This window comes from Gordonia liuliyuniae (assembly GCF_021738805.1).
GTDB lineage: Bacteria > Actinomycetota > Actinomycetes > Mycobacteriales > Mycobacteriaceae > Gordonia > Gordonia liuliyuniae.
The window spans coordinates 247,619-272,257 of sequence record NZ_JAKKOR010000003.1; the positions used below are offsets into that span (position 1 = coordinate 247,619).

At 66.2% G+C, this 24,639-nt stretch carries 24 protein-coding genes and 1 pseudogene; 17 read left to right on the top strand and 8 right to left on the bottom strand.

Annotated elements, in window-relative coordinates:
- Nucleotides 1-85 precede the first annotated feature (85 nt).
- Both L5G33_RS05130 and L5G33_RS05135 read left to right on the top strand, forming a co-directional pair.
- Nucleotides 86-490 (top strand): hypothetical protein, encoded by a 405-nt coding sequence (locus tag L5G33_RS05130; RefSeq protein WP_236997076.1) that lies wholly within the window; start codon nucleotides 86-88, stop codon nucleotides 488-490.
- Nucleotides 491-527: 37 nt separating this feature from the next.
- Nucleotides 528-1,073 carry a Dps family protein gene (locus L5G33_RS05135; protein ID WP_236997077.1) on the top strand — a complete coding sequence of 182 codons (546 nt, stop codon included), beginning with the start codon at nucleotides 528-530 and terminating at the stop codon, nucleotides 1,071-1,073.
- An 82-nt stretch (nucleotides 1,074-1,155) separates the two neighbouring features.
- Here the strand turns inward: L5G33_RS05135 and L5G33_RS05140 are convergent, their stop codons facing one another.
- Nucleotides 1,156-1,584, bottom strand: a complete 429-nt coding sequence (locus L5G33_RS05140) for a ChaB family protein (protein WP_236997078.1) — start codon at nucleotides 1,582-1,584, stop codon at nucleotides 1,156-1,158.
- Between the two features lie 85 nt (nucleotides 1,585-1,669).
- Nucleotides 1,670-2,554 (bottom strand): annotated as a pseudogene (locus L5G33_RS05145) (SDR family oxidoreductase).
- Nucleotides 2,555-2,629: 75 nt separating this feature from the next.
- Between L5G33_RS05145 and L5G33_RS05150 the strand changes: the two are divergent.
- Complete coding sequence (locus tag L5G33_RS05150) at nucleotides 2,630-3,637, top strand: hypothetical protein (RefSeq protein ID WP_236997079.1); 1,008 nt, start codon at nucleotides 2,630-2,632, stop codon at nucleotides 3,635-3,637.
- A gap of 54 nt (nucleotides 3,638-3,691) precedes the next feature.
- Here the strand turns inward: L5G33_RS05150 and L5G33_RS05155 are convergent, their stop codons facing one another.
- Nucleotides 3,692-4,312, bottom strand: coding sequence for a TetR/AcrR family transcriptional regulator (locus L5G33_RS05155; RefSeq protein WP_236997080.1), 621 nt, complete (start codon nucleotides 4,310-4,312; stop codon nucleotides 3,692-3,694).
- Between the two features lie 75 nt (nucleotides 4,313-4,387).
- On the opposite strand from L5G33_RS05155, the gene L5G33_RS05160 reads away from it, so the two are divergent.
- From L5G33_RS05160 to L5G33_RS05170, 3 genes are all read left to right on the top strand, one after another.
- The gene (locus L5G33_RS05160; protein WP_236997081.1) at nucleotides 4,388-5,605 is read left to right on the top strand and encodes an oxygenase MpaB family protein; all 1,218 of its coding nucleotides are present in this window, start codon (nucleotides 4,388-4,390) and stop codon (nucleotides 5,603-5,605) included.
- 129 nt (nucleotides 5,606-5,734) lie between these two features.
- Nucleotides 5,735-6,214: a MarR family winged helix-turn-helix transcriptional regulator gene (locus L5G33_RS05165; RefSeq protein WP_236997082.1), complete on the top strand. Its 480-nt coding sequence runs from the start codon at nucleotides 5,735-5,737 to the stop codon at nucleotides 6,212-6,214.
- On the top strand, nucleotides 6,211-8,010 hold the full coding sequence (locus tag L5G33_RS05170) for an MFS transporter (RefSeq protein ID WP_236997083.1): 1,800 nt from the start codon (nucleotides 6,211-6,213) through the stop codon (nucleotides 8,008-8,010). The genes L5G33_RS05165 and L5G33_RS05170 overlap by 4 nt, the downstream gene beginning before the upstream one ends.
- On the opposite strand, the gene L5G33_RS05175 is transcribed toward L5G33_RS05170, so the two are convergent.
- The 3 genes from L5G33_RS05175 to L5G33_RS05185 are packed head-to-tail and all read right to left on the bottom strand — an operon-like array spanning nucleotide 7,995 to nucleotide 13,143.
- On the bottom strand, nucleotides 7,995-10,349 hold the full coding sequence (locus L5G33_RS05175; RefSeq protein WP_236997084.1) for an ATP-binding cassette domain-containing protein: 2,355 nt from the start codon (nucleotides 10,347-10,349) through the stop codon (nucleotides 7,995-7,997). The two genes, L5G33_RS05170 and L5G33_RS05175, sit on opposite strands and share 16 nt — an antisense overlap.
- 49 nt (nucleotides 10,350-10,398) lie before the next feature.
- Nucleotides 10,399-12,402: a serine/threonine-protein kinase gene (locus L5G33_RS05180; RefSeq protein WP_236997085.1), complete on the bottom strand. Its 2,004-nt coding sequence runs from the start codon at nucleotides 12,400-12,402 to the stop codon at nucleotides 10,399-10,401.
- Nucleotides 12,403-12,411: 9 nt separating this feature from the next.
- Nucleotides 12,412-13,143 (bottom strand): phosphatase PAP2 family protein, encoded by a 732-nt coding sequence (locus L5G33_RS05185; RefSeq protein ID WP_236997086.1) that lies wholly within the window; start codon nucleotides 13,141-13,143, stop codon nucleotides 12,412-12,414.
- 113 nt (nucleotides 13,144-13,256) lie between these two features.
- Here L5G33_RS05185 and L5G33_RS05190 point away from each other — a divergent pair, with 113 nt between their 5' ends.
- The 5 genes from L5G33_RS05190 (at nucleotide 13,257) to L5G33_RS05210 (ending at nucleotide 18,442) form a co-directional block, all read left to right on the top strand.
- A complete protein-coding gene (locus L5G33_RS05190) occupies nucleotides 13,257-14,288 on the top strand; it encodes a phosphotriesterase family protein (RefSeq protein WP_236997087.1) in 1,032 nt (343 codons plus the stop codon).
- A 7-nt stretch (nucleotides 14,289-14,295) separates the two neighbouring features.
- Entirely contained in the window at nucleotides 14,296-14,754 is a 459-nt protein-coding gene (locus L5G33_RS05195) for a Fur family transcriptional regulator (RefSeq protein WP_236997088.1), read from the top strand.
- 75 nt (nucleotides 14,755-14,829) lie between these two features.
- A complete protein-coding gene (gene katG / locus L5G33_RS05200; RefSeq protein ID WP_236997089.1) occupies nucleotides 14,830-16,986 on the top strand; it encodes a catalase/peroxidase HPI in 2,157 nt (718 codons plus the stop codon).
- Between the two features lie 172 nt (nucleotides 16,987-17,158).
- Complete coding sequence (locus L5G33_RS05205; RefSeq protein WP_236997090.1) at nucleotides 17,159-18,193, top strand: LLM class F420-dependent oxidoreductase; 1,035 nt, start codon at nucleotides 17,159-17,161, stop codon at nucleotides 18,191-18,193.
- A 93-nt stretch (nucleotides 18,194-18,286) separates the two neighbouring features.
- A complete protein-coding gene (locus tag L5G33_RS05210; protein WP_236997091.1) occupies nucleotides 18,287-18,442 on the top strand; it encodes a hypothetical protein in 156 nt (51 codons plus the stop codon).
- A gap of 63 nt (nucleotides 18,443-18,505) precedes the next feature.
- Here the strand turns inward: L5G33_RS05210 and L5G33_RS05215 are convergent, their stop codons facing one another.
- Both L5G33_RS05215 and L5G33_RS05220 read right to left on the bottom strand, forming a co-directional pair.
- Nucleotides 18,506-18,784: a hypothetical protein gene (locus L5G33_RS05215; RefSeq protein WP_372476860.1), complete on the bottom strand. Its 279-nt coding sequence runs from the start codon at nucleotides 18,782-18,784 to the stop codon at nucleotides 18,506-18,508.
- 127 nt (nucleotides 18,785-18,911) lie between these two features.
- Nucleotides 18,912-19,742: an adenylate/guanylate cyclase domain-containing protein gene (locus L5G33_RS05220; protein ID WP_236997093.1), complete on the bottom strand. Its 831-nt coding sequence runs from the start codon at nucleotides 19,740-19,742 to the stop codon at nucleotides 18,912-18,914.
- Nucleotides 19,743-19,966: 224 nt separating this feature from the next.
- Here L5G33_RS05220 and L5G33_RS05225 point away from each other — a divergent pair, with 224 nt between their 5' ends.
- From L5G33_RS05225 to L5G33_RS05250, 6 genes are read left to right on the top strand one after another with little or no spacing between them, the layout of a single operon-like run.
- A complete protein-coding gene (locus L5G33_RS05225) occupies nucleotides 19,967-21,040 on the top strand; it encodes an ABC transporter substrate-binding protein (protein WP_236997094.1) in 1,074 nt (357 codons plus the stop codon).
- Nucleotides 21,021-22,106: a FecCD family ABC transporter permease gene (locus L5G33_RS05230; RefSeq protein WP_236997095.1), complete on the top strand. Its 1,086-nt coding sequence runs from the start codon at nucleotides 21,021-21,023 to the stop codon at nucleotides 22,104-22,106. The genes L5G33_RS05225 and L5G33_RS05230 overlap by 20 nt, the downstream gene beginning before the upstream one ends.
- A gap of 28 nt (nucleotides 22,107-22,134) precedes the next feature.
- Nucleotides 22,135-22,908 carry an ABC transporter ATP-binding protein gene (locus tag L5G33_RS05235; RefSeq protein ID WP_236997096.1) on the top strand — a complete coding sequence of 258 codons (774 nt, stop codon included), beginning with the start codon at nucleotides 22,135-22,137 and terminating at the stop codon, nucleotides 22,906-22,908.
- A complete protein-coding gene (locus tag L5G33_RS05240) occupies nucleotides 22,905-23,522 on the top strand; it encodes a hypothetical protein (protein ID WP_236997097.1) in 618 nt (205 codons plus the stop codon). The genes L5G33_RS05235 and L5G33_RS05240 overlap by 4 nt, the downstream gene beginning before the upstream one ends.
- Nucleotides 23,519-24,133 (top strand): hypothetical protein, encoded by a 615-nt coding sequence (locus L5G33_RS05245; protein ID WP_236997098.1) that lies wholly within the window; start codon nucleotides 23,519-23,521, stop codon nucleotides 24,131-24,133. The genes L5G33_RS05240 and L5G33_RS05245 overlap by 4 nt, the downstream gene beginning before the upstream one ends.
- Nucleotides 24,130-24,633 (top strand): hypothetical protein, encoded by a 504-nt coding sequence (locus L5G33_RS05250; protein WP_236997099.1) that lies wholly within the window; start codon nucleotides 24,130-24,132, stop codon nucleotides 24,631-24,633. Before L5G33_RS05245 ends, L5G33_RS05250 begins: the two co-directional genes overlap by 4 nt.
- Nucleotides 24,634-24,639 lie beyond the last annotated feature (6 nt).

Here is a 24,639-nt window from a genome sequence, read left to right on the forward strand (position 1 = left end):
GTCCTGAGCGCACAACCAGTGCGCTGAGCTCCAATCGCCGAATATGACGGTCACCGATCGTCACGATCTATGGGAGGTCTTCTCCATGAACGTCGAACCAACCCCGGGCGGCGGGAGCGGGCCCGCGAACGGCGGCCCGACCGACCCGGTACGGTCACACCTGTTCGCGCGGACGGCTCGGCCGCTCAAGGCGGTCGGACTCGTCGGCTACGGCGCACTTCTCCTCGCGGTGGCATCACTCGCGGTGACGATCGCCGCTGCCGGATTCGACATGATGGTTACGCCGTGGATCGTGGCGACCGTCGTATTCGGAATCATCGGCATCAGCTGCCTGGTGTTCGCTCGCACACGTCTGACCGCCGACGACTCACTCGACCGTCCGGGACACGATCCGATCGTTCCCGAGGTCACCGCCGAAGAGGCGGCTGAGTACGAGCGCGAGTTCCACGGCCGCCGCGTCCACCGCGACGAATCGCCGGATCCTCGATGACATCGCCTGCATGATCAACGAAGGGAGCACTACCGCGATGACCGTTCAGCACACCATCGCCAACAACACCAACACCAACGACTCGGAGAGGTTGATCGCCGCACTTCAAGGGCGGTTGAGCGCCCTCAGCGATCTCCACCTGACTCTCAAACATGTGCATTGGAACGTGGTCGGTCCGTCGTTTATCGGCGTCCACCAGATGATCGACCCCCAGGTGGAGACCGTACGCGGGTTCGCTGACGATCTCGCCGAGAGGATCGCCGCACTCGGTGGTTCGCCGTGCGGTACGACCGCAGCGATCGCCGACAACCGGACATGGGACGACTACAGCCTCGGCCGCGACACCGTGACCGCACACCTCGCGGCGCTCGACGTCGTCTACGACGGCGTCGTCGGATCACACCGCGCGGCGATCGAACTGGCGGGCAAGATCGACCCCGTGTCCGAAGACATGCTGATCGGGCAGACTGGGGAACTCGAGAAATTCCAGTGGTTCATGCGGGCACACCTGGAAGACCCGTTCGGCGACTTGCCGCACGCTGCGCAGGCCACCGAGGCGGGGGCCGCCTCGACCGCTCGCTGACCCGACCGACAGGTGAGCGCCGCTCGACGATCTTCGTCGAGCGGCGCTTCCCTCTGCGTGGCGTGTCCTTCTGCGTGGCTTGTCAGTTCTTCTTGCGTGCCGATCGGGCGCTGTGGGCGTTGGCGTCTTCGATGGCGTCGATCAACTCGCCCTTGCGCATCGTGGAGCGTCCACGAATGTCGAGGTCTCGTGCGACGTGAAGGAGATGGTCCTTGGTCGCCTCGGCGTTCACCCCGGAGTGGCTCTTTCCCGACGCGTTCGGGCCGCCGCTCTTGTCCCGCTGGTCGGACGGTCCGCGGGACGACTTGGCGACCCACCGGTCGCCGACCCGTTCGTACGAGTGCTTCAGGGCGGCGTACGCGACACGGTGTGCGCTCTCCTCGGAGTCGTACTCCTTGAGGGCGCTGTCGTGCGCCTCGGCGAAGGTCCGCTGCGCCTTCGCGGACGAACGTGCCACGGTATCGGGCAGTTCGGAACGACGCGGACGGCCCTTCTTGTCTGTCTTCGGCATCTTCTCCTCCTTCTGTCGGGCGGATGGCTGTACGACAGGGTCGCTCAGATGTGACAGTCGACTCTGATGCGGGTCGGATCGGTGATCAGCCGGGGTGCGTCTCGCCGCCAATCGGTGAGAGAACCTCCCCCGTGTAGTACGACGACAGGAGCGGGGACGCGAAGAACACGTACGACGGCGCGATCTCGTCCGGTTGCGCGGCGCGACCGTACGGCGCCTGTTCGCCGAAATGCTCGACGTCCTCGTCGGGAAGCGTCGCCGGGATGAGCGGCGTCTACACCGGCCCGGGCGCCACACAGTTGACGCGGATCTTCCGATCGAGCAACGCTTGCGCGAGCGACTTGGTGAGCGTGTGGACTGCCCCCTTGGTCGCGGCGTAGTCGATCAACGTCTTGTTTCCGCGCAGCCCGTTCACGGAGCCGGTGTTGATGATCGACCCGCCAGGCGTCAGATGCTCAAGCGCCGCGCGCGTCGTATGGAAGAAGCTGTCGATGTTGACCGCGAACGTCCGCCGCCACTGCTCGTCGGTCAACTCTGCGAAGTCGTCTACGGGCGCCTGATACGCGACGTTGTTGACGAGGACATCGAGTCCGCCGAGGTCGGCGACCGTCCTCGCGACGACGTCGGAGCAGTGGTCGGGCTCGGCGAGGTCGCCAGGGTAGGCCACACCTCGGCGCCCCTGCTCCTCGACGAGTTCGACGGTCTTCGCGGCGTCGTCGCTTTCCGAGAGGTACGCGATCGCGACGTCGGCGCCCTCCTTCGCGAACGCCACCGAGACGGCTCGCCCGATGCCCGAGTCGCCCCCGGTCACGAGGGCGCACTTGTCGGCCAGCAGCCCCCGGCCATGGTACGAGCGCATCTCGTCGGACGGCTGCTCGTCCATCTGTGAGGTGTGCCCTGGATACGGGATCGGCCCGGCCTTCCCTGGCGCGCGAGGATCGATTGAATCATCTGTGCCGAGTGAGTCCATAACTGACGAGTTCCCGGGAACCGCGCTGGTCAAACATGGGTGAAAACCAGAAGCTCATGCAGTACGTTCGGGTCGATGAGTGATGACGTGACAGTCGTCGGGCTGATGGCCGACCGGGGTGTCCCGAACCGCATTGCGGCGTCCGTCTGCGAGCGCCTCGCGCGTGACCTGCGTCGGGATGTCGGCGGTCAGTGGGAAGTTAGGCGCAGCCAGGAAGTGCTTCCAGTCGACCCGGACGGCGAGATCCCTCTCGCTGCGCAGGCACCCGCCCTGATGGAGCGCAACGAGTGGGACGTCGTCGTCTATCTGACGGATCTGACGCATCACCGCGGCGGCAGGCCGATCCGCTACGAGGTGTGCAGTCCCGACCCGGCGACCGTCGTCTTCGTGCCCGCACTGGGCGTGTGGCGCCAGCGTGCTCGCACCGGCCGACTGCTGACGGGGCTCGTCGCGGCCGTGTCGGCGGGGCGGCAACCGTCGGACGACGTCGTGCCCAAGCGCGAGATCTCCAGCCTGGCAGGACGTCTCGCGATGCTTGCGGGCATGGTGCACAGTAACCGCCCCAGCCGCATGCTGGGCGCGCTGACCGGCTGCACCGCGGTCGGCCTCGCATCCGGTGCGTTCGGCATCTTCTACGGCAGCGTCTGGCAGATCGCGGACGCTCTCGCGCTCGCCCGGCTGAGCGCGATCAGCCTCGTAGTCGTCACGGCCCTCGCCGCATGGCTGATCGTGAGCAACGGGCTCTGGACTCATTCGGCCCGGCCGCACCCACCGGGACGCGCCGTGGACAACGCGTCGACGGTGATCACGGTCTGTTCGGCTGTCGCCCTCATGCACGTCCTGCTCGTGGCGGGACTCACCGCGCTGGCGTTCGTCGTCGTCGATTCGGCGTACTTCGCCAGTCAGCTCGGACACGACGTCGGAACGTGGAGCTATGTGCGGCTGGGGTGGTTTGCAGCATCGCTCGGCACCATCGCGGGCGCGCTCGGTTCCAACTTCGACAGCGAGGAGTCGGTGCGGGAGGCCACCTTCAGCAAACGGTGGTACGAACGGCGCAAACTATTCGACGCCTACGACCGCTGACTCACTACGACCGCTGAATCCCTACGACGCTGAATCCCTACGACCGCTGACTCACTACGACCGCCGAACTGTCGTCAGCGACATCGCCAACCGTGTACAGATGTCGGCCAACTCGTCGGCCTCGACGTCGCGCTCGACGAGCCACGTCTCCATCAGGCGGTAGACGCCACCGACCGCGAACCGGGCGGTGCGACGCAAGTCCGTCTCCGCGGCGTCCGACTGTTCGGCGAGGTTCGCGACAACGGCTTCGGCGACCAGGTCCAGCGTGTCGCGGCGACGACGATCGAGCCCCTCGACACCTGCGTCGTCACTGGTCATGATCCGGAACATCTGCGGATCGTCGGCGATCACGGACAGGAACGCGCGGAGCGCGACCCGCAACTGTTGCTCAGTTCCGCCGCCGGCTTCGACGCTCGACTCGATGAGGGTCGTCACCAGTTCGGTGCGCACCTCGTCGGCGACGGCGACAATGAGCGCGTCCCGGTTGGGGAAGTGCTCATAAAAGTACCGGTACGCGAGGCCGGCTTCGCGAGCCGTTCCGCGGACGGTGACGTCGCCGATCCCAGAATCGCCCCAGATTCGCCGGCCCGCGGCGACCAACCGCCGGCGTCGATCATCACGACGGTCACCAGCGCTCACTCCGCCGTAATCACGGACTACTTCTCTGCGTGTCATTGACATCGCATTCTAGTCCGCACTAGTTTGGGAAACGCTCGTTATCCATTAAATCGTCGAACTGAGGTCACGCGAATGAGCGCAGGCATTCCTCGCAGGCATCCCGACTCCCCGCAACGAGTACCGGTCGGCGTCGACGGATTCGCCCGACTCCTGCGCATTCATCCCGTCACCGACGCGGAGTTCGCGCGCATCGGCGAAGCCCTCACGGAGGGCGATCCACTGATGGATCACGTCGTGGACGAGATGATCAAGGGCGCGGGAATCCGAGCCCTCCGTCCGATGTACGAACAGGCTCTCGAGCACGGCATCGACGCTGTCCCCGACGCGCCGGAGTATCTGCGCGGCTTCTTCGCCATCGTCGAACGGACACCCGACTGGGTCGATCAACGCAAGCTCGAGACCGCGGCGCGGACGATGAACAGCGGCGGCGCCGACGGACTGTACGTCGCACGTGACGTCGCGCTCGTCGGCGGCTACGCGTTCTCCGGCTTCAACCAGACGCTGCTGCGCACCGGCGCACTGGAGAAGGGGTCGAACACCCGGTTCGCCGAGACGTCGCAGTGGGCGCTGGACGTGATCGAGGAGGGAGGCCTGCTCGCGCAGGGTGTCGGTTATCGGTCCACCCTGCGCGTCCGGTTCATCCACTCCCTCGTGCGCAGGCACGTCGCCGCGATGGACGACTGGGACTCGGACGAGTGGGGGCTCCCGATCAACCAGGCGGACATGGCTGCGACCATGGTCGGTTCACTCATCGCGCCGATGGTCGGCGGACTCGCGATGGGATTGTTCAACACGCCGGCGGAATACCAGGCCGTCGCGCACTTGGCCCGATACGTCGGGTGGCTCATGGGCGTCGCCGACGAATTCCTGCCCGTGGACTTCCGGGACGGCATCCGCATCCTGCACCACACGTCGGCTGCGCTCTCCACCCCCGATGAGACGTCCGCCCAACTGGCGAGGCCGATGGCGGACGACCCGCTGCGGTGGCACTATCCGAGGTTCCAGACGCTCCGCCGTCGGATAGCCCAGTCGCAGCACCTGTCGGTCAGCGCGTTCTTCCTGGGACGCGGCGCAATGCGGACCCTCGGCCTGCCGACCCGAACGGTCCCCTGGTACCCGATCCTTCGGATTCCGGTGAACACCCTGCACTCGATCGCCAAGCTGCTGCCGGGCGGCAGCGTCCGCGCCTCTGCCCGCGGACGGGCCGAGCAACTGCGTTTCATGCAGACCATGCAGGACAGTCCAGTGACCATCGGCCATACGACGCACCTGTCGCAGCACGCTGCCTGACCTGCTCAGAAGAGTCCCCTCCGCAGTCATCGCGGAGGGGATTCTTCTTTTGTGTCGCCGTTGTCCGACTGTAGTTAGCTGTTGGCAACTAATAGTATTCTCCGAGTTCGACGAGGGAGACGATCTACGATGCAAGACGAGCAGACCAGCGAGACGTTCGCCGACGACGTCGCAGGCATGTACCGACATCTCACCCGCATCACCCGGACGTTGCGCGCCAAAGCCGCCGGTTCGGGACTCTCCGCGGGTGGCGCCGCCACCCTCTGGACGATCATCAACAACGCCCCCATCCGGGTGACCGCGCTGGCCGTGGCCGAATCGGTCGCGGCACCGACCATGTCGAAGATCGTCGCGAACCTCGTCGATCGAGGCTACGTCGAGCGCGTCGGCGATCCCGACGACGCTCGCGCGAAGCTCGTCCAACCCACCGCCCAGGGGCGAGCGGTCATCGCCGACATGCGGCTCGTCCGCGCTCGCGCACTCGCCGACGCACTCGAGACGATGTCTCCCGCCGACCGAGACACCGTCGACGCAGGCCTGCGACTGCTGTCGACAGCACTCGCTCCCGGACTCGACTCCTCCGATCGACAGAAGGACGCCATTTTATGACCTCGTCCCCACCAGCGAGATCCCACAGCGATTCACCACAGGCCGGCGACGACCCCCACTACAAGTGGATAGCGCTGTCGAACACCACCCTCGGCATGCTCATCGCGACGATCAACAGCTCGATCGTGCTGATCGCGCTGCCGGACATCTTCAAAGGCATCGGCCTCAACCCGTTGACTCCGTCGAACACCAGTTACCTGCTGTGGATGATGATGGGATTCCTCGTCGTCACCGCGGTCCTCGTCGTCAGCTTCGGCCGCCTCGGCGACATGTTCGGGCGGGCCCGCATGTACAACCTGGGTTTCCTGATCTTCACGATCTCGTCGATCTTCCTGGCCATCACCTGGTTCGACGGTGCCGAAGCAGCCATCTGGCTCATCGTCTGGCGCGTCGTTCAGGGCGTGGGCGGTGCCTTCCTGATGGCCAATTCGTCGGCGATTCTGACCGACGCGTTTCCGGCCCACCAGCGCGGGCTTGCGATGGGCATCAACGGTGTCGCCGCGATCGCCGGTTCGTTCCTCGGTCTACTCGTCGGAGGCCTCCTCGCACCGATCCAGTGGCACTACATCTTCCTCGTGTCGGTCCCGTTCGGACTCGTCGGCACGGTGTGGGCGTACCTCAAGCTCCGCGACACGGGCGTCCGCACCAAAGCGAAGATGGACTGGTGGGGCAACCTGACATTCGCGATCGGTCTCATCGCGATCCTCGTCGCCATCACCTACGGGATACAGCCGTACGGTGGTTCCAACATGGGGTGGGCCAACCCGCTGGTCCTGACCGGGCTGATCGGCGGAGTCCTCGTACTCGTCGTCTTCACCTGGATCGAGACGCGCGTCGACAGCCCCCTCTTCGAGCTCAGCCTATTCCGCAATCGGTCGTTCACGGCGGGCAACGCGGCGAACCTGATGGCGTCGATCGGTCGCGGCGGTCTCCAGTTCATCCTGATCATCTGGTTGCAGGGCATCTGGCTCCCCCAGCACGGATACGACTATTCGCAGACTCCGCTGTGGGCGGGCATCTACATGGTTCCGATGACCATCGGCTTCCTCTTCGTCGCACCGGTGTCCGGCGCGCTGTCGGACAAGCTGGGCACCAAGTGGTTCACCACGCTCGGCATGCTGATCACCGCGGGCACCTTCGTCGCGTTGATTCTGCTGCCCGTCGACTTCGCGTACCCCGCCTTCGCGGTGATCCTGTTGATCAACGGAATCGGAATGGGCCTATTCAGCTCGCCGAACCGGGCGGAGGTGATGAACTCGCTGCCCGCCACCTCGCGGGGCTCGGGCGCGGGCATGATGACGACGTTCCAGAACGCCGCGATGGTGCTGTCGATCGGATTGTTCTTCTCCCTCATGATCGTGGGTCTCTCGTCGAACCTGCCCGACGTGATGTTCTCCGGACTCACCGAGAACGGCGTGCCCGCCGATCAAGCCGAGACGGTGGCGAACCTACCGACCGTCGGCATCCTGTTCGCCGCGTTCTTGGGTTACAACCCGATTCAGGAACTACTCACGGGCAGTGGATCAATGCCGGGCGTCGACATGGACCACCTCACCGGCCTGGACTTCTTCCCACACTTGATCTCCGAACCGTTCGCCGACGGTCTGTCGGCCGCGTTCTGGTTCGCAGTCGTGTGCTGTGTCCTCGGGGCGATCTTCTCGCTGTTCACTGGGAACCGGACCCCGAAGGTCACCGCGGTCGACGTGTCAGGGGGCGTGCCCGTCGACGTGTCAGGGGGCGTGTCAGACGGCGGCGAGGCAGCGGACGAAGCACAGGCGGATCAGACGCCGGTGTAGGCCGCGAGGTGCTCACCGGTCACGGTGGCTCGTTCGCCGACGAGGTCGGCCGGCGTGCCCTCGAACACCACGGTGCCGCCGTCCTGGCCGGCGCCTGGGCCGACGTCGATGATCCAGTCGGCATGCGCCATGACCGCCTGGTGGTGTTCGATAACGATCACCGACTTGCCCGCGTCGACGAGCCGATCGAGCAGCCGCAACAGCTGGTCGACGTCGGCGAGGTGGAGGCCGGTCGTTGGCTCGTCGAGCACATACGTCGTCGCCTTCTCCGCCATCGCCGTCGCCAACTTGATCCGTTGACGCTCCCCGCCGGACAGGGTCGTCAACGGTTGGCCGAGCGTCAGATAGCCGAGACCGACGTCGTGCAGACGGACCAGGATCTTGTGCGCGGCAGGAGTCCTGGCCTCGCCGTCGTCGAAGTAGTCCAGGGCCTCGTCGACGGACATGGCGAGGACGTCACTGATGTCGCGGCCGTCCACCCGGTAGTCGAGGACGCCTGCGGCGAAACGTTTGCCCTCGCAGTCGTCGCACACCGTCGCGACCCCGGCCATCGTCGCGAGATCGGTGTAGATCACGCCGTTGCCCTTGCACGTGGGGCAGGCGCCCTCGGAGTTGGCGCTGAACAACGCGGGTTTGACGGAGTTGACCTTCGCGAAGGTCTTGCGGATCGGGTCGAGCAGCCCGGTGTATGTGGCCGGGTTGCTCCGTCTCGATCCGCGGATCGCCGTCTGATCGATCGTGACGACATCTGCTGACGCGGGCATGCTGCCGTGGATCAGCGAACTCTTGCCCGACCCCGCGACGCCGGTGACGACTACGAGGACGCCCAGGGGGACGTCGACGTCGACGTCGCGCAGATTGTTCGTCGACGCTCCGCGAATCTCGATGGCGCCGGTCGGTGTCCGGAAGTCTGCCTTGAGGGAACTGCGATAGCCCAGATGCTGTCCGGTCAGTGTGTCGCTCGCCGCCAGCCCGGCCACGTCGCCCTCGTAACAGATCTCGCCTCCGTCGGCGCCCGCGCGCGGCCCGATGTCGACGGCGTGATCGGCGATGGCGATGGTCTCCGGCTTGTGCTCGACCACGAGGACCGTGTTCCCCTTGTCGCGCAGGCGCAGCAGGAGATCGTTCATGCGTGCGATGTCGTGCGGGTGCAGTCCGATGCTCGGCTCGTCGAAGACGTATGTGACATCCGTCAGCGCCGATCCGAGGTGGCGGATCATTTTGGTGCGCTGCGCCTCGCCCCCGGACAAGGTGCCTGTCGGCCGGTCCAGCGCGAGGTACCCGAGCCCGATCTCGACAAACGACTCGAGCGTCGCGTGCAGCTTGGTCAGCAGTGGCGCGACGTTCGGCTCCGACAGGCCGCCGACCCACGCGGCGAGGTCGGAGATCTGCATCGCGCACGCGTCGGCGACGCTGATCCCGTCGATGCGGCACTCGCGAGCGTGTTCGGCGAGCCGGGTGCCGCCGCAGTCCGGACAGGTATCGGCGGTCACGGCCCGTTCGATGAACGCGCGGATGTGCGGTTGGACGGAGTCGATGTCCTTGGACAGCATCGACTTGGTGATCCGAGGGATCAGCCCCTCGTAGGTGATGTTGATGCCGTCGACCTTGATCTTGACGGACTCCTTGTACAACAGATCGTCGAGTTCACGTGTGGTGTACTCACCGATCGGCTTGTCCGGATCGAAGAAGCCCGAACCGCCGTACACGCGGCCGTACCAGCCGTCGGCGCTGAAACCGGGCACCGTGATTGCGCCCTGGTTGAGTGACTTGTCGGCGTCGTAGATCTGCGTGAGGTCGATGTCCGAGACCGTCCCCATGCCTTCGCACCGCGGGCACATTCCGCCGACGCGTTCGAACGACGCCTTCGCAGCCTTCTTTCCCTCCGCTTTGATCACACCGCCGCCGGAGACCGACGGCACGTTGAACGACAAGGCATTCGCCGTCGGCACCGGGGGTGTGCCGAGCCGGCTGAAGAGGATCCGGAGCATCGAGTTCGCGTCGGTGATCGTGCCGACGGTAGATCTCGGGTTGCCGCCGATCCGCTCCTGGTCGACGATGATCGCCGTCGTAATGCCGTCGAGCAGGTCGACGTCGGGCCGTCCGAGACTCGGCATGAAGCCTTGAACGAATGCGCTGTACGTCTCGTTGATGAGCCGCTGCGACTCGGCCGCGATCGTGCCGAACACCAGCGAGCTCTTCCCGGACCCGGACACGCCAGTGAAGACCGTCAGGCGTCGCTTGGGTAGTTCGACGTCGACGTCTTTGAGGTTGTTGACGCGAGCACCGCTCACTCGGATTCGGTCATGACTGTCGGCCGGTCGCGGGTTCTCCACCATGCGTGAACTCTAATACGAGCCGCCAACAGTTCTCCGACGACGAGCCCGGTCAGTCCCTCACGAGGAGCCCGCGCACCGCTTTGTCGACGGCCTGCTGCGTCGAGGCGTCCCCAATGGGGCTGATCCCGATCGCGACGGTCATCGGCCTGCTGTCGACGACGACGACGAGCACATCGTCGCCTGTGACGCCCGACGGCCCGTTGCTGACCGGGATGGTTGCATTCAACAGCGTGTAATCGGTGTCGCGATTGTCGACCTTCGCGTTGATGACCTGCCCGTACCGGAGGGCGCCGACACTCACCGTGTCGTAGCCGGGGCCGACGGACAGGCACTCGATGTACTTGCGCGCAATCTCCTCGGTGTGGGCGTTGAAGTCGGACGGCAGGACGCCGACCGCGATCTGCGCGACCCAGGTGGCCGCGCCCGGCGGCCGATTCAGCGTGACGCCGTCGGCCTGCGCGACGAACGGGAAGTGCGTTCCACGGTCGGGGTCCCACCCGCTCGGCAGCACAGTCGACGGGATGGAGATCTTGCCCGACGAGAGTTGCCGGGTGGACGTGTTCGACGCCGGCTGACCGTTGACGCACTGCGTCGGGACGCCGTTGACGACGGCGGGATTCGAGTTGCTCGTCGACGGTGACGTCGTCACCGATGACGGCACGGTGCTGCTGGGTCCGTCGGCCTCGTCGTCGCCGTCGTCTCCGATCGCGGCCTTCACCACGAACGCCAGACCGGTCGCCAACGCCGCGACGAGAACGATCGCGCCGAGAATCAGGACGATCTGCTTACCTCGTCCACCGCCCGGCCCGGAACCGTTCCCCCCGGGGGGACCGTATGGAGGTTGCGGCGGACCACCGTAGGGCGGCTGCGGTCCGAGCGGTCCCGACCCGTATGCGAACTGCTGGGGCGCGAACTGTTGGGGCCCTGATTGTTGGGTTCCCGGCTGTTGGGTTCCCGGCTGTTGGGCTCCGGGGTACGGAAGCCCAGCGTTTTGAGGTGGCGGGCCAGGCGTCTGCGGTCCCGGAGCCTGCGGACCGGACGGCTGCGGACCGGACGGCTGCTGGGCCCACGGCGACGGTGTGGAAGTCGGTTGGGCGGGAGGCGGTTGGGCGGGTGTATGCGGCGGCGCAGGGCTCGGGCGCGGGGGCGCCGGTGGCGTCGGCGGACGGCTCGGGCCAGGATTGATCATCGTCGCCGGAAACCGCGGCGCTCCGCCGGACGCACGCAGCGCCGCTTTCAGGTCGCGCGCGAAGTCGGCGCAGGTCGGGTAGCGATTGACGGCCTTCTTGTCCATCCCGCGCGCCAGGACCGCGTCCACCTCCCCGGGCAGTTCGGGGCGGAGTTCTCGTGCGTGTGGGATCGGACTGTTCAAGTGGGCGTTGATGATCTCTGTCGGCTTGCGCTCTGGATAGGGCGCGCGGCCGGTGAGGAGCTTGAACGCGGTGCACGCGAGCGAGTACTGGTCGGCCCGTCCGTTGAGATCGCCGCCCCGCAACTGCTCGGGTGAGGTGTACTGGATCGATCCGACGGTCAGGTTGGCTGCGGTCAACGCCGTGTCGTTCCCGAGCGTCCGCGCGATGCCGAAATCCGTCAGGTAGATCTTGTGGCGGGTCGCCGACGTCCCGTCGATCAGAATGTTCGCAGGTTTGACGTCGCGGTGCAGCAGCCCCTTGCCGTGGGCGTAGTCGAGTGCGTCGGCGACCGAGGTGACGACGTCGACCACGTCCTGCACGGCGAACGGCCCACTCTGTTTCATGAGCACGTTGGCATCCGACCCCGGAATGTACTTCATCGTGATCCAGAGCTGCCCCTGGTCCTCACCTCGGTCGTACACGCTGACGATGCTCGAATGATCGAGTCCGGCGGCGAGATCGGCCTCCCGGATGAAGCGCGCCCGGTAGGTCGGATCGTCGGTGAGTTCGGTCGGCAGAACCTTCAGCGCGTCCTCGCGAGGCAGTCGCGGATGTTTCGCGAGATACACCTCGCCCATACCGCCTGCACCCAGGACTCGCACGATCCGGTAATCGGCGAACTGCTGTCCTGGACTGAACATGGATACAGACTAAGGCATCGTCGACGCGCGTCGACCGTCCGTCATTCGGTCGACGACCCACACCGTTCCGAGGCCTGTCGCGACGCCGAGCAACAGGCCGCCGACCGCGTCGGACGCCCACGTCATGCACAGGTACACGCGTGCCGCGGCCATCGCTACGACGACACAGGTCGCGATCGCATACGAGATCCACCGGGCCCGACTGTGCGCCGCCGTGACCAGCAGGACGGTGACCAGAACCATCGCGGTGAGGCCCGCGACGTACGTCGACGGGAACGCAGGCGTCGTCTCCGGTCCGCCGAGCTGCCACCCGACCGGAGGTCGTGGCCGGTCGGCGATCCATTTCACGATCTCCGACACGGCGACCGCGACCCAGGGGCCGGCGATCATCGCGATCGGACGACGCGCCGAACGATCGTGGGCTGCCAACAGCAGTGCGCCGACGGCCGCGAGCGCGACGACGGTCAGCGGCCCGACGACCGCCGAGTACCCGCGCGCGAGGTCGGTCAGCCAGTCAAACTGATGTCGGCGGACGAACCGGATGGCGACGCGGTCGTCGTGGAGCGGGCGAGCGACGACCGCTGCGGCGACGGCCACGACGACGAAGGCACCCGCGGCCGCTGCGGCGCCGACAGCGGACGGACGACGCGTCGGTGGATTCTGGATCAACTCGGCTCTTCCGTACTCCTCTGCGAGGTCGACACCGTGCGTGGTCGACTCATTGCCAACAAACTCTGCCATCGTCTGATCGGACCTGAGAGGTCGGGCGGATTCGCCCGCGTCGACCCGACGTTCGCACTACCGTGGGGATCGTTGCCGGCCCCGTCGAGTGGACCGGTCTTACGAGAGGCCACATGGACCGCATCGACACTGTCGCCGGGCGCATCGGCGCAGATCAGTTGGGAGCCGTGCTCACTCATGAGCACGTGTTCGTCGTCCAAGAGGACTTCCGGCTGAACTATCTGCCCGAGTGGGATGAGGACGCGGAGGTCGACAACGCGGTCGCCACGTTGACGCGGCTCAAGTCCGCGGGCATCGACACGATCATGGACGTCTCGGTGCTCGGCATCGGACGAAACATCGAGCGAGTCGCCCGCGTGGCAGCACAGGTGGACCTGAACATCGTGGCGGCGACCGGCTTCTTCACGTTCAACGATCTCCCGTTCCAGATGCACTACACAGGGCCGGCGCTCGGCTTCGACGTCCCCGAACCGCTCGACGCCCTGTTCATGCGAGACATCACCGAGGGGATCGGACCCACCCAGATCAAAGCGGGATTCCTGGTGTGCGTGATCGAAGCCGAAGGGCTCACCGTCGGCGTCGAACGGGTCATGCGGTCGGTCGGCCGGGTCGCGGCGCGGTCCGGCCTGCCGATCGTCGTGCACACCAATCCGCACACCCAGTCGGGTCTGGTCGCGCAGCGTGTGCTCGCCGAGGAGGGGGTGGACCTCACTCGCGTGATCCTCGCGCACAGCGGCGACTCGACCGACTTGGACTACCTGATGCGGGTGGCCGACGCGGGTTCGGTGCTTGGCATGGACCGGTTCGGTGTGGATCTGCTGCTCCCCCATGCCGACCGCGTCGACACCGTCCTCGCCCTGATCGATCGCGGCTACGGCGATCGAATCGTGTTGTCGCAGGATGCGTTCTGCTACAGCGACTGGTTCGATCAGCACGCGATCGACGTGGTGGCCGATCAGTGGGACTACTTCCAGGTGACCGGCCGGGTGGTTCCTGACCTGCGCAGTCACGGGGTCTCCGATTCGGTGGTCTCGATGATGCTTCGCGATGTTCCGGCCCGTCTCTTGATGCCGAGTGGCAGCGCAGTCGGCGGGGGCCGACCAACTTCCGCAATAACTGGACTGAGTCCAGAAAAGCAGGCATAATCGGGTCATGGCCACCGACACGCACACCGAAGCCCTGCGGGGCGCAGGACTGCGGGTGACCAGACCGAGACTCGCGGTCCTGCACACCGTGGACGCGCACCCGCACGCCGACACGGAGACGATCCTGTCCGGTGTGCGAGACATGCTCGACGGAGTCTCGAAACAAGCGGTCTACGACGTGCTTCGCGCACTGACGGACGTCGGACTCATCCGACGAATCCAGCCCTCCGGTCACGTGTCTCTGTATGAGACACGTGTCACCGACAACCACCACCACCTGGTATGCCGGTACTGCGACAAGGTCGTCGATGTCGACTGCGTCGTAGGAGCGGCCCCTTGCCTGGACGCCTCAGACGACCACGGCTTCGTCATCGACGAGGCCGAGATCGTGTACTGGGGCGCCTGTCCCGACTGCGCCACATCCGGGCTCGGGACCACATCGAATGAATCCGATCATCAGCCATGACGAGAACACCCGAAACGTTAACGAAGGAACACCGTGTCTGAACAGCAGAGTGCGACCGCAGTAGAAGGATGTCCGATGCACGGCGGCAGGATGCCGCTGCCCGCTGCAGGCGGCGGCAACCGTGACTGGTGGCCCGGCCAACTGAATCTGAGGCTCCTCGCGGAGAACCCGGCCGAAGGTAACCCGAACGGCCCCGACTTCGACTACCCCACCGAGTTCGAATCCGTCGACCTCGCCGCGGTGAAAACCGACCTGACGACTCTCCTCACCGACTCCAAGTCGTGGTGGCCCGCCGACTACGGCAACTACGGCCCCCTGTTCATTCGCATGGCGTGGCACGCCGCAGGCACGTACCGGGTGTCGGACGGTCGCGGCGGCGCCGGCCACGGCATGCAGCGTTTCGCCCCGCTCAACAGCTGGCCGGACAACGCCGGCCTCGACCGGGCACGCCGCCTGCTGTGGCCGATCAAGCAGAAGTACGGCGCGAAGCTCTCCTGGGCGGACCTGATCGTGCTCGCGGGCAACGTTGCACTCGAATCGATGGGCTTCGAGACCTTCGGTTTCGCCGGCGGACGTCCCGACAAGTGGGAGCCGGAGGAGATCTACTGGGGGCCCGAGCGCGGGTGGCTCGACGATGAGCGCTATACCGGCGACCGCGACCTGGAGAACCCGCTCGCCGCGGTCCAGATGGGTCTGATCTACGTCAACCCGGAAGGCCCCAACGGAAATCCGGATCCGCTGCTCGCCGCTCGCGACATCCGCGAGACGTTCGCTCGCATGGCGATGAACGATGAAGAGACCGTCGCGCTGATCGCCGGCGGCCACACGTTCGGCAAGACGCACGGCGCAGGCCCGGCCGACAACGTCGGCGACGCCCCCGAAGGCGCTCCGTTCGAGCAGATGGGCATCGGCTGGAAGAGCACGTACAACTCTGGAGTCGGCGTGGACGCGATCAGTTCCGGCATCGAGGGCGCGTGGAACAGCACGCCGATCACCTGGGACAACAACTTCTTCTGGACTCTGTACGGCTACGAGTGGGAGACGTACACCGGGCCCGCGGGTGCCACTCAGTGGCGGCCGAAGGACAACGCCGGTTCGACGAGCGTCCCGGACGCCGCCGACCCCGACAAGCGCCATCAGCCGATGATGCTCACCACGGACATCGCACTACGCGAGGATCCGGAGTACGGCAAGATCTCGCGTCGCTTCCTGGAGAACCCGCGCGAGTTCGCGGATGCTTTCGCGCGCGCCTGGTTCAAGCTGACGCACCGCGACATGGGCCCGCTGGCCCGCTACCGCGGCCCGGAGGTCCCCGAAGAGAAGCTGATCTGGCAGGACGTCGTCGACGCACCCAGCGGTCCGCAGCCGCGCGACGCCGACGTCGCTGAGCTCAAGCGCCGCATTCTGGCGTCGGGTCTGACCGTGTCACAGTTGGTCTCGACAGCATGGGCGGCGGCTGCCTCATTCCGTGGCAGCGACTACCGCGGAGGAGCCAACGGTGCCCGCGTGCGACTCGAGCCGCAGCGGAGCTGGGAGGTCAACGATCCCCAGGCGCTCGCGCAGGTCCTGCCGGTACTGGAGACCATCGCCGATGAGTTCAATGCGGCGTCGACCGCGCACGTGTCGATCGCCGACACGATCGTCATCGGCGGCGCCGCTGCGATCGAGCAGGCTGCGGCCGACGCGGGCCACGCGATCACCGTTCCGGTGGCACTCGGCCGCGGCGACGCGACGCAGGAGCAGACCGACGTCGAATCATTCACCGAGATGGAGCCGCGGTGGGACGGGTTCCGCAACTACGTCGCGGCCGATGTCGAGACGCAGCCCGAGTACCTGCTGGTGGACCGCGCCTACCTGTTGCAGCTCACACCGCCGCAGATGACGGCCCTCGTCGGGGGCCTCCGCGTGCTCGGCGCGAACCACGGCGACTCGACACACGGCGTCTTCACCGACCGCCCAGGCGTCCTGTCGAACGACTTCTTTGTGAACGTCCTCGACATGGAGACCGAGTGGACCGAGGAGCCCGACGGCACCTATGTCGGCGCCGACCGTGCGACCGGTGAGAAGAAGTGGACCGGTACGCGTACGGACCTCGTCTTCGGCGCCAATTCGCAACTGCGTGGCGTCGCCGAGGTCTATGGCGCCGACGATGCGGGCCGCAAGTTCGTCGAGGACTTCGTCGCCGCCTGGAACCACGTCGTCAACGCCGATCGGTTCGACCTCCACAACTGATCCAGCCCCTTTTCTGATCGGGCCCCCTTTTCTGATCGGGCGGAGTCGAGACCCCACGACGCGGGTCTCGATTCCGCTCGACCGGCGTGTGCGCTCTCGGGTGTGCCGCCGGCGTGTGTGCTCTGGGATGTGCCGCCGTCGATGTTCTGTGACGACCGATACAGTCGGCATCATGAAACTCGGACTTCAGCTCGGATACTGGGGCGCACAGCCGCCGAACAATCATCGGGAACTCGTCACGGCCGCTGAGGAGCACGGTTTCGACGCCGTCTTCACCGCGGAGGCGTGGGGGTCGGACGCGTACACCCCGCTCGCATGGTGGGGTTCGGACACGCAGCGGCTCCGACTCGGGACGTCGGTGCTGCAGTTGTCCGCGCGGACACCGACGGCGTGCGCGATGGCGGCTCTGACACTCGATCATCTGTCCGGCGGCCGACACATCGTCGGGTTGGGCGTCTCAGGGCCCCAGGTGGTGGAGGGCTGGTACGGCCAACGGTTCCCGAAGCCGCTGGCGCGCGCCCGCGAGTACATCGACATCATGCGCCAGGTCTGGGCGCGTGAGGCTCCGGTCACGAGCGGCGGTCCCCACTACACGCTGCCCGCCACCCAAGACGGCACCACCGGGCTCGGTAAAGCCCTCAAGCCGATCGTTCACCCGCTACGCCCCGACATCCCGGTGTTCCTCGGCGCGGAGGGTCCGAAGAACATCGCGCTCGCCGCCGAGATCGCGGACGGCTGGCTGCCGCTGTTCTACACGCCGCGTCTAGCTGACCAGTACAACGAGTGGCTCGATGAAGGTTTCGCCCGCCCGAGCGCCCGGAATACACGCGACACGTTCGAGATCTGCGCGACCGCGCAGATCGTCCTCACCGACGACCCTGAAGCCGCGTACGCGGCGATCAAACCGTTTCTCGCGTTGTACATGGGCGGCATGGGCAGCGAGGACACGAACTTTCACGCCGAGGTGTATCGCCGGATGGGCTACTCGGACGTCGTTGACGACGTGACAGCCCTTTTCCGTTCGGGTCGGAAGGACGAAGCCGCGCAGATCATTCCGAACGAGGCTGTCGACGATTCGGCGATCATCGGCGACGAGGCGCACGTCCGCGAGCAGATCGGTGTCTGGGAGCAGGCCGGCGTGACCACCATGCTCGTCTCCCCCGGTTCCGCCGACGAGATTGCGAGGCTCGCCAACCTCGCAAGGTGAACGCGAGGTTAACGCTTCCGGAACGGTAGTTGACTACGGGTGGATTCTTGGTTACCTTAGTGTGGACTGAAGAAGACGGAGGAGGACTCCACCATGCGAAAGAGCACCAGTCCGGCGCTTGCGTCGACACTCCGCGGGTACACCCGCCGTATCAACAAGATGATGAACATGAGCAACTCCGACCGCGCGGCACTCCAGCTGTCGAACTCGCCGGTCGCTGTACTCGGCCCCACGCCGCGTCGTCGCTGATACTGACCACACCTTTGAGTGAACGGGCCCGACCATCACGGTCGGGGCCCGTTCACGTTCGGGTCATTCCGGTCGCGGTACACCGCTCGTGAGATGCCAGTAGCCGCATCGGCATTCGTAGGAGCGCAGGGACGGGCGCGACCGTGACTGCCGAGTCAGCGCGAGAATCGCGCCGGTGACCGCAGCATAATCCGGGTAGGCGATCTTCTCGGGTGTCGGGCAGACGATCGCCGCTGTCGCTACGACGCGCCGTCGCCGCCGAGGGCGGGCGCTGGCCGCCTCGGTACGAGATTCGATACGACGATAGAAATGCTCGAGTTCGTCGTCGTCGAAGAGTGCCACGTCGTCCATTATCCTCGGGGACCGAGCGTGCGCCGGTGCACGCCACACATCGACAGCCTCATCGATGCCGGCGACTACCGACTAGGCGAAACACTAATGCGGGCGACACACTAATGCGGGCGCAACGCTATTGCGGCGGAACCGGATCGGTGTCGTCGTAGCGCGGCAGCACGCGGAAGACGTGCAGGTCCTTCGGAACGCCTTTCGCGCGGAACCGCCGCTTCTTGACCAGGTATCGGCCGGTGTCGAGGTCCGCGAGCGTCGCCTCGCTGACGTACACCTCGCCCGCGCCCGCGGCGTCGCAGACGCGCGCCGCGATATTGACGTCGACGCCGATGAAGTCATCGCCGACGGCGCGCGGCTCGCCGGTGTGCATTCCGGCGCGTAAGGCGGGCCGATGACCGCCGACCGTGATCGCGGCGACCGCCTCCCCGCACTCGTAGGCCGCCTCGACCGCTTGAGTGGCGTCGATGAACACCGCCATCGTGCCGTCGCCGAGAGTCTTGACCACATGGCCGCCGTGACTGCGGATCACCTGGGCGCATGCATCGTTCACTTGCTTGAGCAGGTCGAGGACCTGGTCGTCACCCGCGCGGAGCGCCCACGAGGAGAAGCTCACGAGGTCGGTGAACAGGATCGTCACCGGTACGGGGACGTCGCTTGCCGACGGTCGCCGTCGTTCGATCATGTTCTGCCACAACGACACCGAGGCCAGACCAAGCTCTCGAGTCGCACTCTGTCGACCAGGCTTCGTGTCGCCGATCAGGCGAGCCAGCCGGTCCGAGGTGCGCTCGTGGCTCGGGAACACCGTGTTCTCCTGCGGCGCCAGCTTGCGCGCCAGACGCGCCGCTCGCACCGCAGCCTTCGACGAATCGGTGCGCGAGAGAAAGTCTCCGGCCCGATGCAGGGGTGACGACTGGTCGTCGTCGGACGGCTCATCCGAGCGCGGTTCGGTCACGAATCAGAGTCTACGACGGGTCATCGGATCGGTTCGCGTCCATCCTGCCGCCTGATCGTGACCGTCACCCGATCGTGCGACCCAGTCTGTGCGAATGATTGACCCAACGCTAACCTAAGTTAGCTTAGGATTACTTGAAAGAAGGCCCTCCCATGCCCACTTCCACGATGTCCCGACGACGTCGACCACTTTCCGACACCGGCAGGCGATGGATGGCGACCGCCATGATCGCGGCCGTGGCACTGACTGCGGGATGCTCCAGCCGCGACGCTGTGACCACCGACGATTCGGCCGGTTCATCGGCCCTCACGATCGTCGATCAACGTGGCAAGACGATCACGCTCGACGGGCCCGCCGACAAGGTGGCGTTCACCGTGATGCCTGCGCCAGCGATCTTCGCTGCCGTCGATCGAAGCTATGACCGCATTGTCGGCATCAACGAGTCGACGCTGACTGCGAACCGAGGAGGCATGTTCGCGACGATGTTCCCCGGGTCGGCAGAGTCGCCCGTCGTCGCCGGAAACGACTTCGTGCCCAACGTCGAGACCCTGCTGCAACTCGACCCCGACGTGGTGGTGCAGTGGGGCGACCGCGGCACCGGGGTCACCGAACCGATCGAAGCCGCAGGGATGCCGGTTGTCGGTCTCGAGTACGGGACCCAGGAAGACCTCGAGAACTGGATCACCCTGTTCGCACAGATCGCCGGCAAGCCCGAACGCGGCACCGAACTCGTCGGCTGGCAGCACGCCGAGATCGCGAAGATGCGCGACCGCGTCGCGAAGCAGAGCGGCGAGCGCCCGCGAGCGATGATCCTGTCGAAGACCGGTGATACGTATAGCACGACGACTGCCGACGGCTACGACGGTTTCCAGTTCGACCTGGTCGGCGCCGACCTGGTGACCGACGGCTTCGTCTCCGATTCTGGCCAGGTGAACGCCGAACAGATCCTCGCGTGGAACCCTGAGGTGATCATGCTCAGCGGTTTCGACACGAGCACGCCCGCCGATATCTACGCCGACTCGCGACTCGCGGGCACCAGTGCCGTGAAGAACAAGCGCGTCTACAAGACACCGCTCGGCGGCTACCGCTGGCAGGTGCCGAGTGCTGAGTCACCGTTGATGTGGCAGTGGATGAACCAGATCCTCTACCCCACCGAACGCAACGGTGAACTGCGCACGCAGATGCGCGACGCGTTCGACGATCTGTTCGCCTACGACATCTCCGAGGACGAGATCGACCAGGTGCTCCGACTCGACATGAACGGCGATGCGGCAGATTATGACCAGTTCCGCCGCTGACCTCGCACCGGCGCCGGCGTCCGAAGCCCCCGTACGTCGCCGGTTGCCCGGAGCCAACGTCCTCCTGATTCTCACGTTCACCGCTGTCCTCATCGTGGTAGCGATCGGCTCGCTCGCCGTCGGCCGCTACTTCGTCCCGGTCAACGAGATCGTCAGAATCCTCCTAGGACAGGTGCTCCCGATCGAACAGACGTGGTACCCGCAGGAGTATTCGACCGTCATTGACGTCCGACTCCCCCGCGTTCTCCTGTCTATCCTGATCGGCGGAGGCCTCGCACTCACCGGTGCCGTGATGCAAGGTGTGTTCCGGAATCCGCTCGCCAGCGCGCAGATGCTCGGCGTCTCGTCGGGTGCGTCGTTCGGCGGCGTGCTCATCCTGCTCACCGGGGCCGGCGGTGCCGCGTTGGTCGGCGGAGCCTTCTTCGGCGGCATTGCCGCCCTTCTGCTGGTGCTCGCCATCGCCCGAGCTGTGCCGGGTGCGCCGCTGCTGATGATCATCCTCGGCGGCACCGTCGTCGGCGCGATGTTCCAGGCGCTGGTCTCCTTCATCACGTACATCGCTGACCCGTACAGCGAGATGCCGTCGATCGTGTTCTGGCTCATGGGATCACTAGGGTCGGCCACCTACACCAAATTGATGATCGCAGCGGTCCCGATCATCATCGCCAGCACGGTGATGCTCGCGCTGCGGTGGCGGCTCAACATCCTGTCGATGGGCGACGAGGACGCCACCGCGATGGGGCTGCGGCCGGGCGTGCTCCGGGCAGTCCTCCTCGTCGGCGTCGCGCTCATCACTGCCGGATCGGTCGCCGTCGCAGGCGTCGTCGGGTGGGTCGGGCTCGTCGTCCCACACCTGGTCCGCATGATGGTCGGCACCGACAACCGCCGGGTCCTGCCGATCAGCGTGTTGCTCGGCGCCACCTACCTGACGGTGATCGACACGATCGCCCGCTCGGCCACGAGCACGGAGATCCCGATCGGCATCCTGACCGCACTCGTCGGCGCCCCGTTCTTCGTCCTGCTCCTGATTCGGAACCGGTCCAGACTGTGGGGTTCACATGCCTAAGGGGCTACCCATGTCTGAGGGGGTTCACATGCCTAAGGGGATGCCATTGCTTGAAGCGCACTCGATCTCGTTCCGGTACGCAGCCGGCCGCCCCTGGATCTTCCAGGACGTCTCGGTGGCCGCACACGCGGGGGAAGTACTCGCCGTGCTCGGGCCGAACGCGCGTGGAAAGACGACGATGCTCAAATGTCTGTCGGGTCTGCTGCGGCCGGTGTCCGGATCGGTTGCCACGACCGGGAGCGTCGGATACGTTCCGCAGAGCCATTCGGTGGTGTTCTCGTTCAGTGTGCTCGACATCGTCCTGATGGGTCGCGCCCGCAAGGTGCGACTTTACAGCGCGCCGACGGCGGCCGACCGCCGAGCCTCCGAAGAGGCACTGGTGCGCGTGGGCGCCGAGCACCTCGCCGAACGCGACTACACGGGGCTCAGCGGCGGCGAGCGGCAGCTGGTCCTCATCGCACGGGCACTGGTGTCCGAATGCGACACCATCGTCCTCGACGAGCCCGCTTCCGCGCTGGACCTGCGGAACCAGGCAGGCGTTCTGACGGTGCTCCGCGCACTCGCGGACGAAGGCATGTCGGTGATCATGACGACGCACCATCCCGACCACGCCCTGCACATCGCCGAGCGGTCCATGCTCATGGTGTCCGGCGCCGACCAACGCGTCGGCCCCACCCGTGAACTGCTCACCGACGAACTGCTCAGCGAGATGTACGGCGTCCCGATCGTCACCGCCGACGTCACGACCCCGAGCGCAATCCGACGATTGACCGTGCCCGACTTCGGGCGAGGAGTGGCATGAGTGTTCTGAAGGCGATGATGGCTCCGCGCCAGGGCGAACTCGTCGACGGCTTCCACGAGGTGGACGTGTACGACCTTCTCGGGGCGTGCACACCGGAGACGACCGGCGTCTACCTGACCGGCGACGTCGACCAGGAGTTCCTCGCCGCACACCGCGACGAATTGACTGCGTACGTGCGCGACGGCGGTCGGATGCTCGTCAACGGCCACGTGCAACGGATCTTCCTCGACGGACTGAGCCGCTGGCGCAGACTCGACTTCCGGTCGCCAGCCGACCTCGCCCTCAACAGAGTGTGCGACCACCCGGTGTTCTCGAGCGTCGATCCGAAGGCGTTGCTGTACAACAGCGGCCGGACCGGCCCGGTCCCGTTCGACGAGCTGGAACAGATCGGCGTGGCCGGGTTCTATGGACGCGGCTGTTATCTCGACTTGCCAGACGAGGCGCGCGTGGTCCACACGATCGGCCGCACCGCGGCCCCGATCGACTACGAGTACCCGATCGGCGCGGGCCGGGTGCTCGTGCACGGCGGAAACGATCTACTGCAGTTCGCGGGCGAACACCGCGGCACCGCCGCCCTGCGAACACAGATCGTCGAATGGTTGGAGGGCCGATGACGCGAATCGCATTCCTGCATGGGGGCAGTCACAGCCACCTCGCGACGCTCGCCGATCCGGCTCTCGCGCCGTACCGCCTTGCACCGATGCATGTGCGGACCGATCGCCCCGACGCGGTGCGGGACGCGGACGTGCTCGTGGTGGCCGATCGCCTGCGACCGGATCTGCTGACCGCCTGGGCCAGCGAGATCTCCGCAGCGCTCGCGCGCGGCGCGACGGTGATCGCGTTCGGCGAGAACCATGTCGGCGACTGGCTTCCCGGTGTCCGCGAACAGCCCCGACCGACCGTCTTCTGGTGGTGGCGGACCGGCGAGGATCATCGTCTCCGCACCAAGCACCCGGAGCATGCCGCGTGGCAGTTCTTCTCCGAGAAGTCCGTGATCTGGCACTACCACGGGGTTCTCGAGCTGCCGGCGGGCGCGGTCAGCCTCGTCGACCTGCACACCGAGGACGGTGAGCGGGATGGATCCATTCTCTACGTCGACGAGAACACCACCGCAGGTCGGCTGCTGGTGACCACGATGGATCCCGTCTACCACCACGGCTCCGGGTTCATGCCCGGCGCCACCCAGATGCTGTATTCCGCCCTGCACTGGGCGACGAGAGGATGAGAGATCAGATGTTGACCGTGTACGAGGACGGAACACCGATCGAGCTGGCCGTCGACGACGTGATGAAGTACCACGGGCCGACCTTCCCCGGCGGTGTCGCGCACGGATTCTGCGCACTGCAGCACGCTGTCGTACTGTTCGGCGACGTCGAGCGCCGCCGCGTGCAGGTGAGGACCGCGTTCCCGGGACCGGGCGGCCGGGACGCCATCGAAATGGTGTTGCGGGCGGTCACCGGCGACCGGTTCGCGGTGGACCCTGACCTCGCGAAGCCCGAACGCGGCACCACGCTGGCCCGGTACGTGTGGGAGTTCTCCTACGACGGGCGCACCGTCCTGCTGCAGTTGCGCGACGACGGCCTCGTCACCGACGAGTTCATCGCGCTAGGCGCCAAAGTGGACCGCTCTGCCGACGAGGACGCGCATCTGCGGGTCCTCAAACGTGAGATGACCGACCGGCTGCTCGCCCGCCCCGTCGGTGAAGTGTACGAACAGATCGGCTAGTGCGAC

Excerpts from the sequence above, each read along its gene's own strand:
- L5G33_RS05130 (WP_236997076.1), top strand. The coding sequence starts at position 86 with ATGAACGTCGAACCAACCCCGGGCGGCGGGAGCGGGCCCGCGAACGGC.
- L5G33_RS05135 (WP_236997077.1), top strand. The coding sequence starts at position 528 with ATGACCGTTCAGCACACCATCGCCAACAACACCAACACCAACGACTCG.
- L5G33_RS05140 (WP_236997078.1), bottom strand. The coding sequence starts at position 1,584 with ATGCCGAAGACAGACAAGAAGGGCCGTCCGCGTCGTTCCGAACTGCCC.
- L5G33_RS05150 (WP_236997079.1), top strand. The coding sequence starts at position 2,630 with ATGAGTGATGACGTGACAGTCGTCGGGCTGATGGCCGACCGGGGTGTC.
- L5G33_RS05155 (WP_236997080.1), bottom strand. The coding sequence starts at position 4,312 with ATGACACGCAGAGAAGTAGTCCGTGATTACGGCGGAGTGAGCGCTGGT.
- L5G33_RS05160 (WP_236997081.1), top strand. The coding sequence starts at position 4,388 with ATGAGCGCAGGCATTCCTCGCAGGCATCCCGACTCCCCGCAACGAGTA.
- L5G33_RS05165 (WP_236997082.1), top strand. The coding sequence starts at position 5,735 with ATGCAAGACGAGCAGACCAGCGAGACGTTCGCCGACGACGTCGCAGGC.
- L5G33_RS05170 (WP_236997083.1), top strand. The coding sequence starts at position 6,211 with ATGACCTCGTCCCCACCAGCGAGATCCCACAGCGATTCACCACAGGCC.
- L5G33_RS05175 (WP_236997084.1), bottom strand. The coding sequence starts at position 10,349 with ATGGTGGAGAACCCGCGACCGGCCGACAGTCATGACCGAATCCGAGTG.
- L5G33_RS05180 (WP_236997085.1), bottom strand. The coding sequence starts at position 12,402 with ATGTTCAGTCCAGGACAGCAGTTCGCCGATTACCGGATCGTGCGAGTC.
- L5G33_RS05185 (WP_236997086.1), bottom strand. The coding sequence starts at position 13,143 with ATGGCAGAGTTTGTTGGCAATGAGTCGACCACGCACGGTGTCGACCTC.
- L5G33_RS05190 (WP_236997087.1), top strand. The coding sequence starts at position 13,257 with ATGGACCGCATCGACACTGTCGCCGGGCGCATCGGCGCAGATCAGTTG.
- L5G33_RS05195 (WP_236997088.1), top strand. The coding sequence starts at position 14,296 with ATGGCCACCGACACGCACACCGAAGCCCTGCGGGGCGCAGGACTGCGG.
- katG (WP_236997089.1), top strand. The coding sequence starts at position 14,830 with ATGCACGGCGGCAGGATGCCGCTGCCCGCTGCAGGCGGCGGCAACCGT.
- L5G33_RS05205 (WP_236997090.1), top strand. The coding sequence starts at position 17,159 with ATGAAACTCGGACTTCAGCTCGGATACTGGGGCGCACAGCCGCCGAAC.
- L5G33_RS05210 (WP_236997091.1), top strand. The coding sequence starts at position 18,287 with ATGCGAAAGAGCACCAGTCCGGCGCTTGCGTCGACACTCCGCGGGTAC.
- L5G33_RS05225 (WP_236997094.1), top strand. The coding sequence starts at position 19,967 with ATGATCGCGGCCGTGGCACTGACTGCGGGATGCTCCAGCCGCGACGCT.
- L5G33_RS05230 (WP_236997095.1), top strand. The coding sequence starts at position 21,021 with ATGACCAGTTCCGCCGCTGACCTCGCACCGGCGCCGGCGTCCGAAGCC.
- L5G33_RS05235 (WP_236997096.1), top strand. The coding sequence starts at position 22,135 with ATGCCTAAGGGGATGCCATTGCTTGAAGCGCACTCGATCTCGTTCCGG.
- L5G33_RS05240 (WP_236997097.1), top strand. The coding sequence starts at position 22,905 with ATGAGTGTTCTGAAGGCGATGATGGCTCCGCGCCAGGGCGAACTCGTC.
- L5G33_RS05245 (WP_236997098.1), top strand. The coding sequence starts at position 23,519 with ATGACGCGAATCGCATTCCTGCATGGGGGCAGTCACAGCCACCTCGCG.
- L5G33_RS05250 (WP_236997099.1), top strand. The coding sequence starts at position 24,130 with ATGAGAGATCAGATGTTGACCGTGTACGAGGACGGAACACCGATCGAG.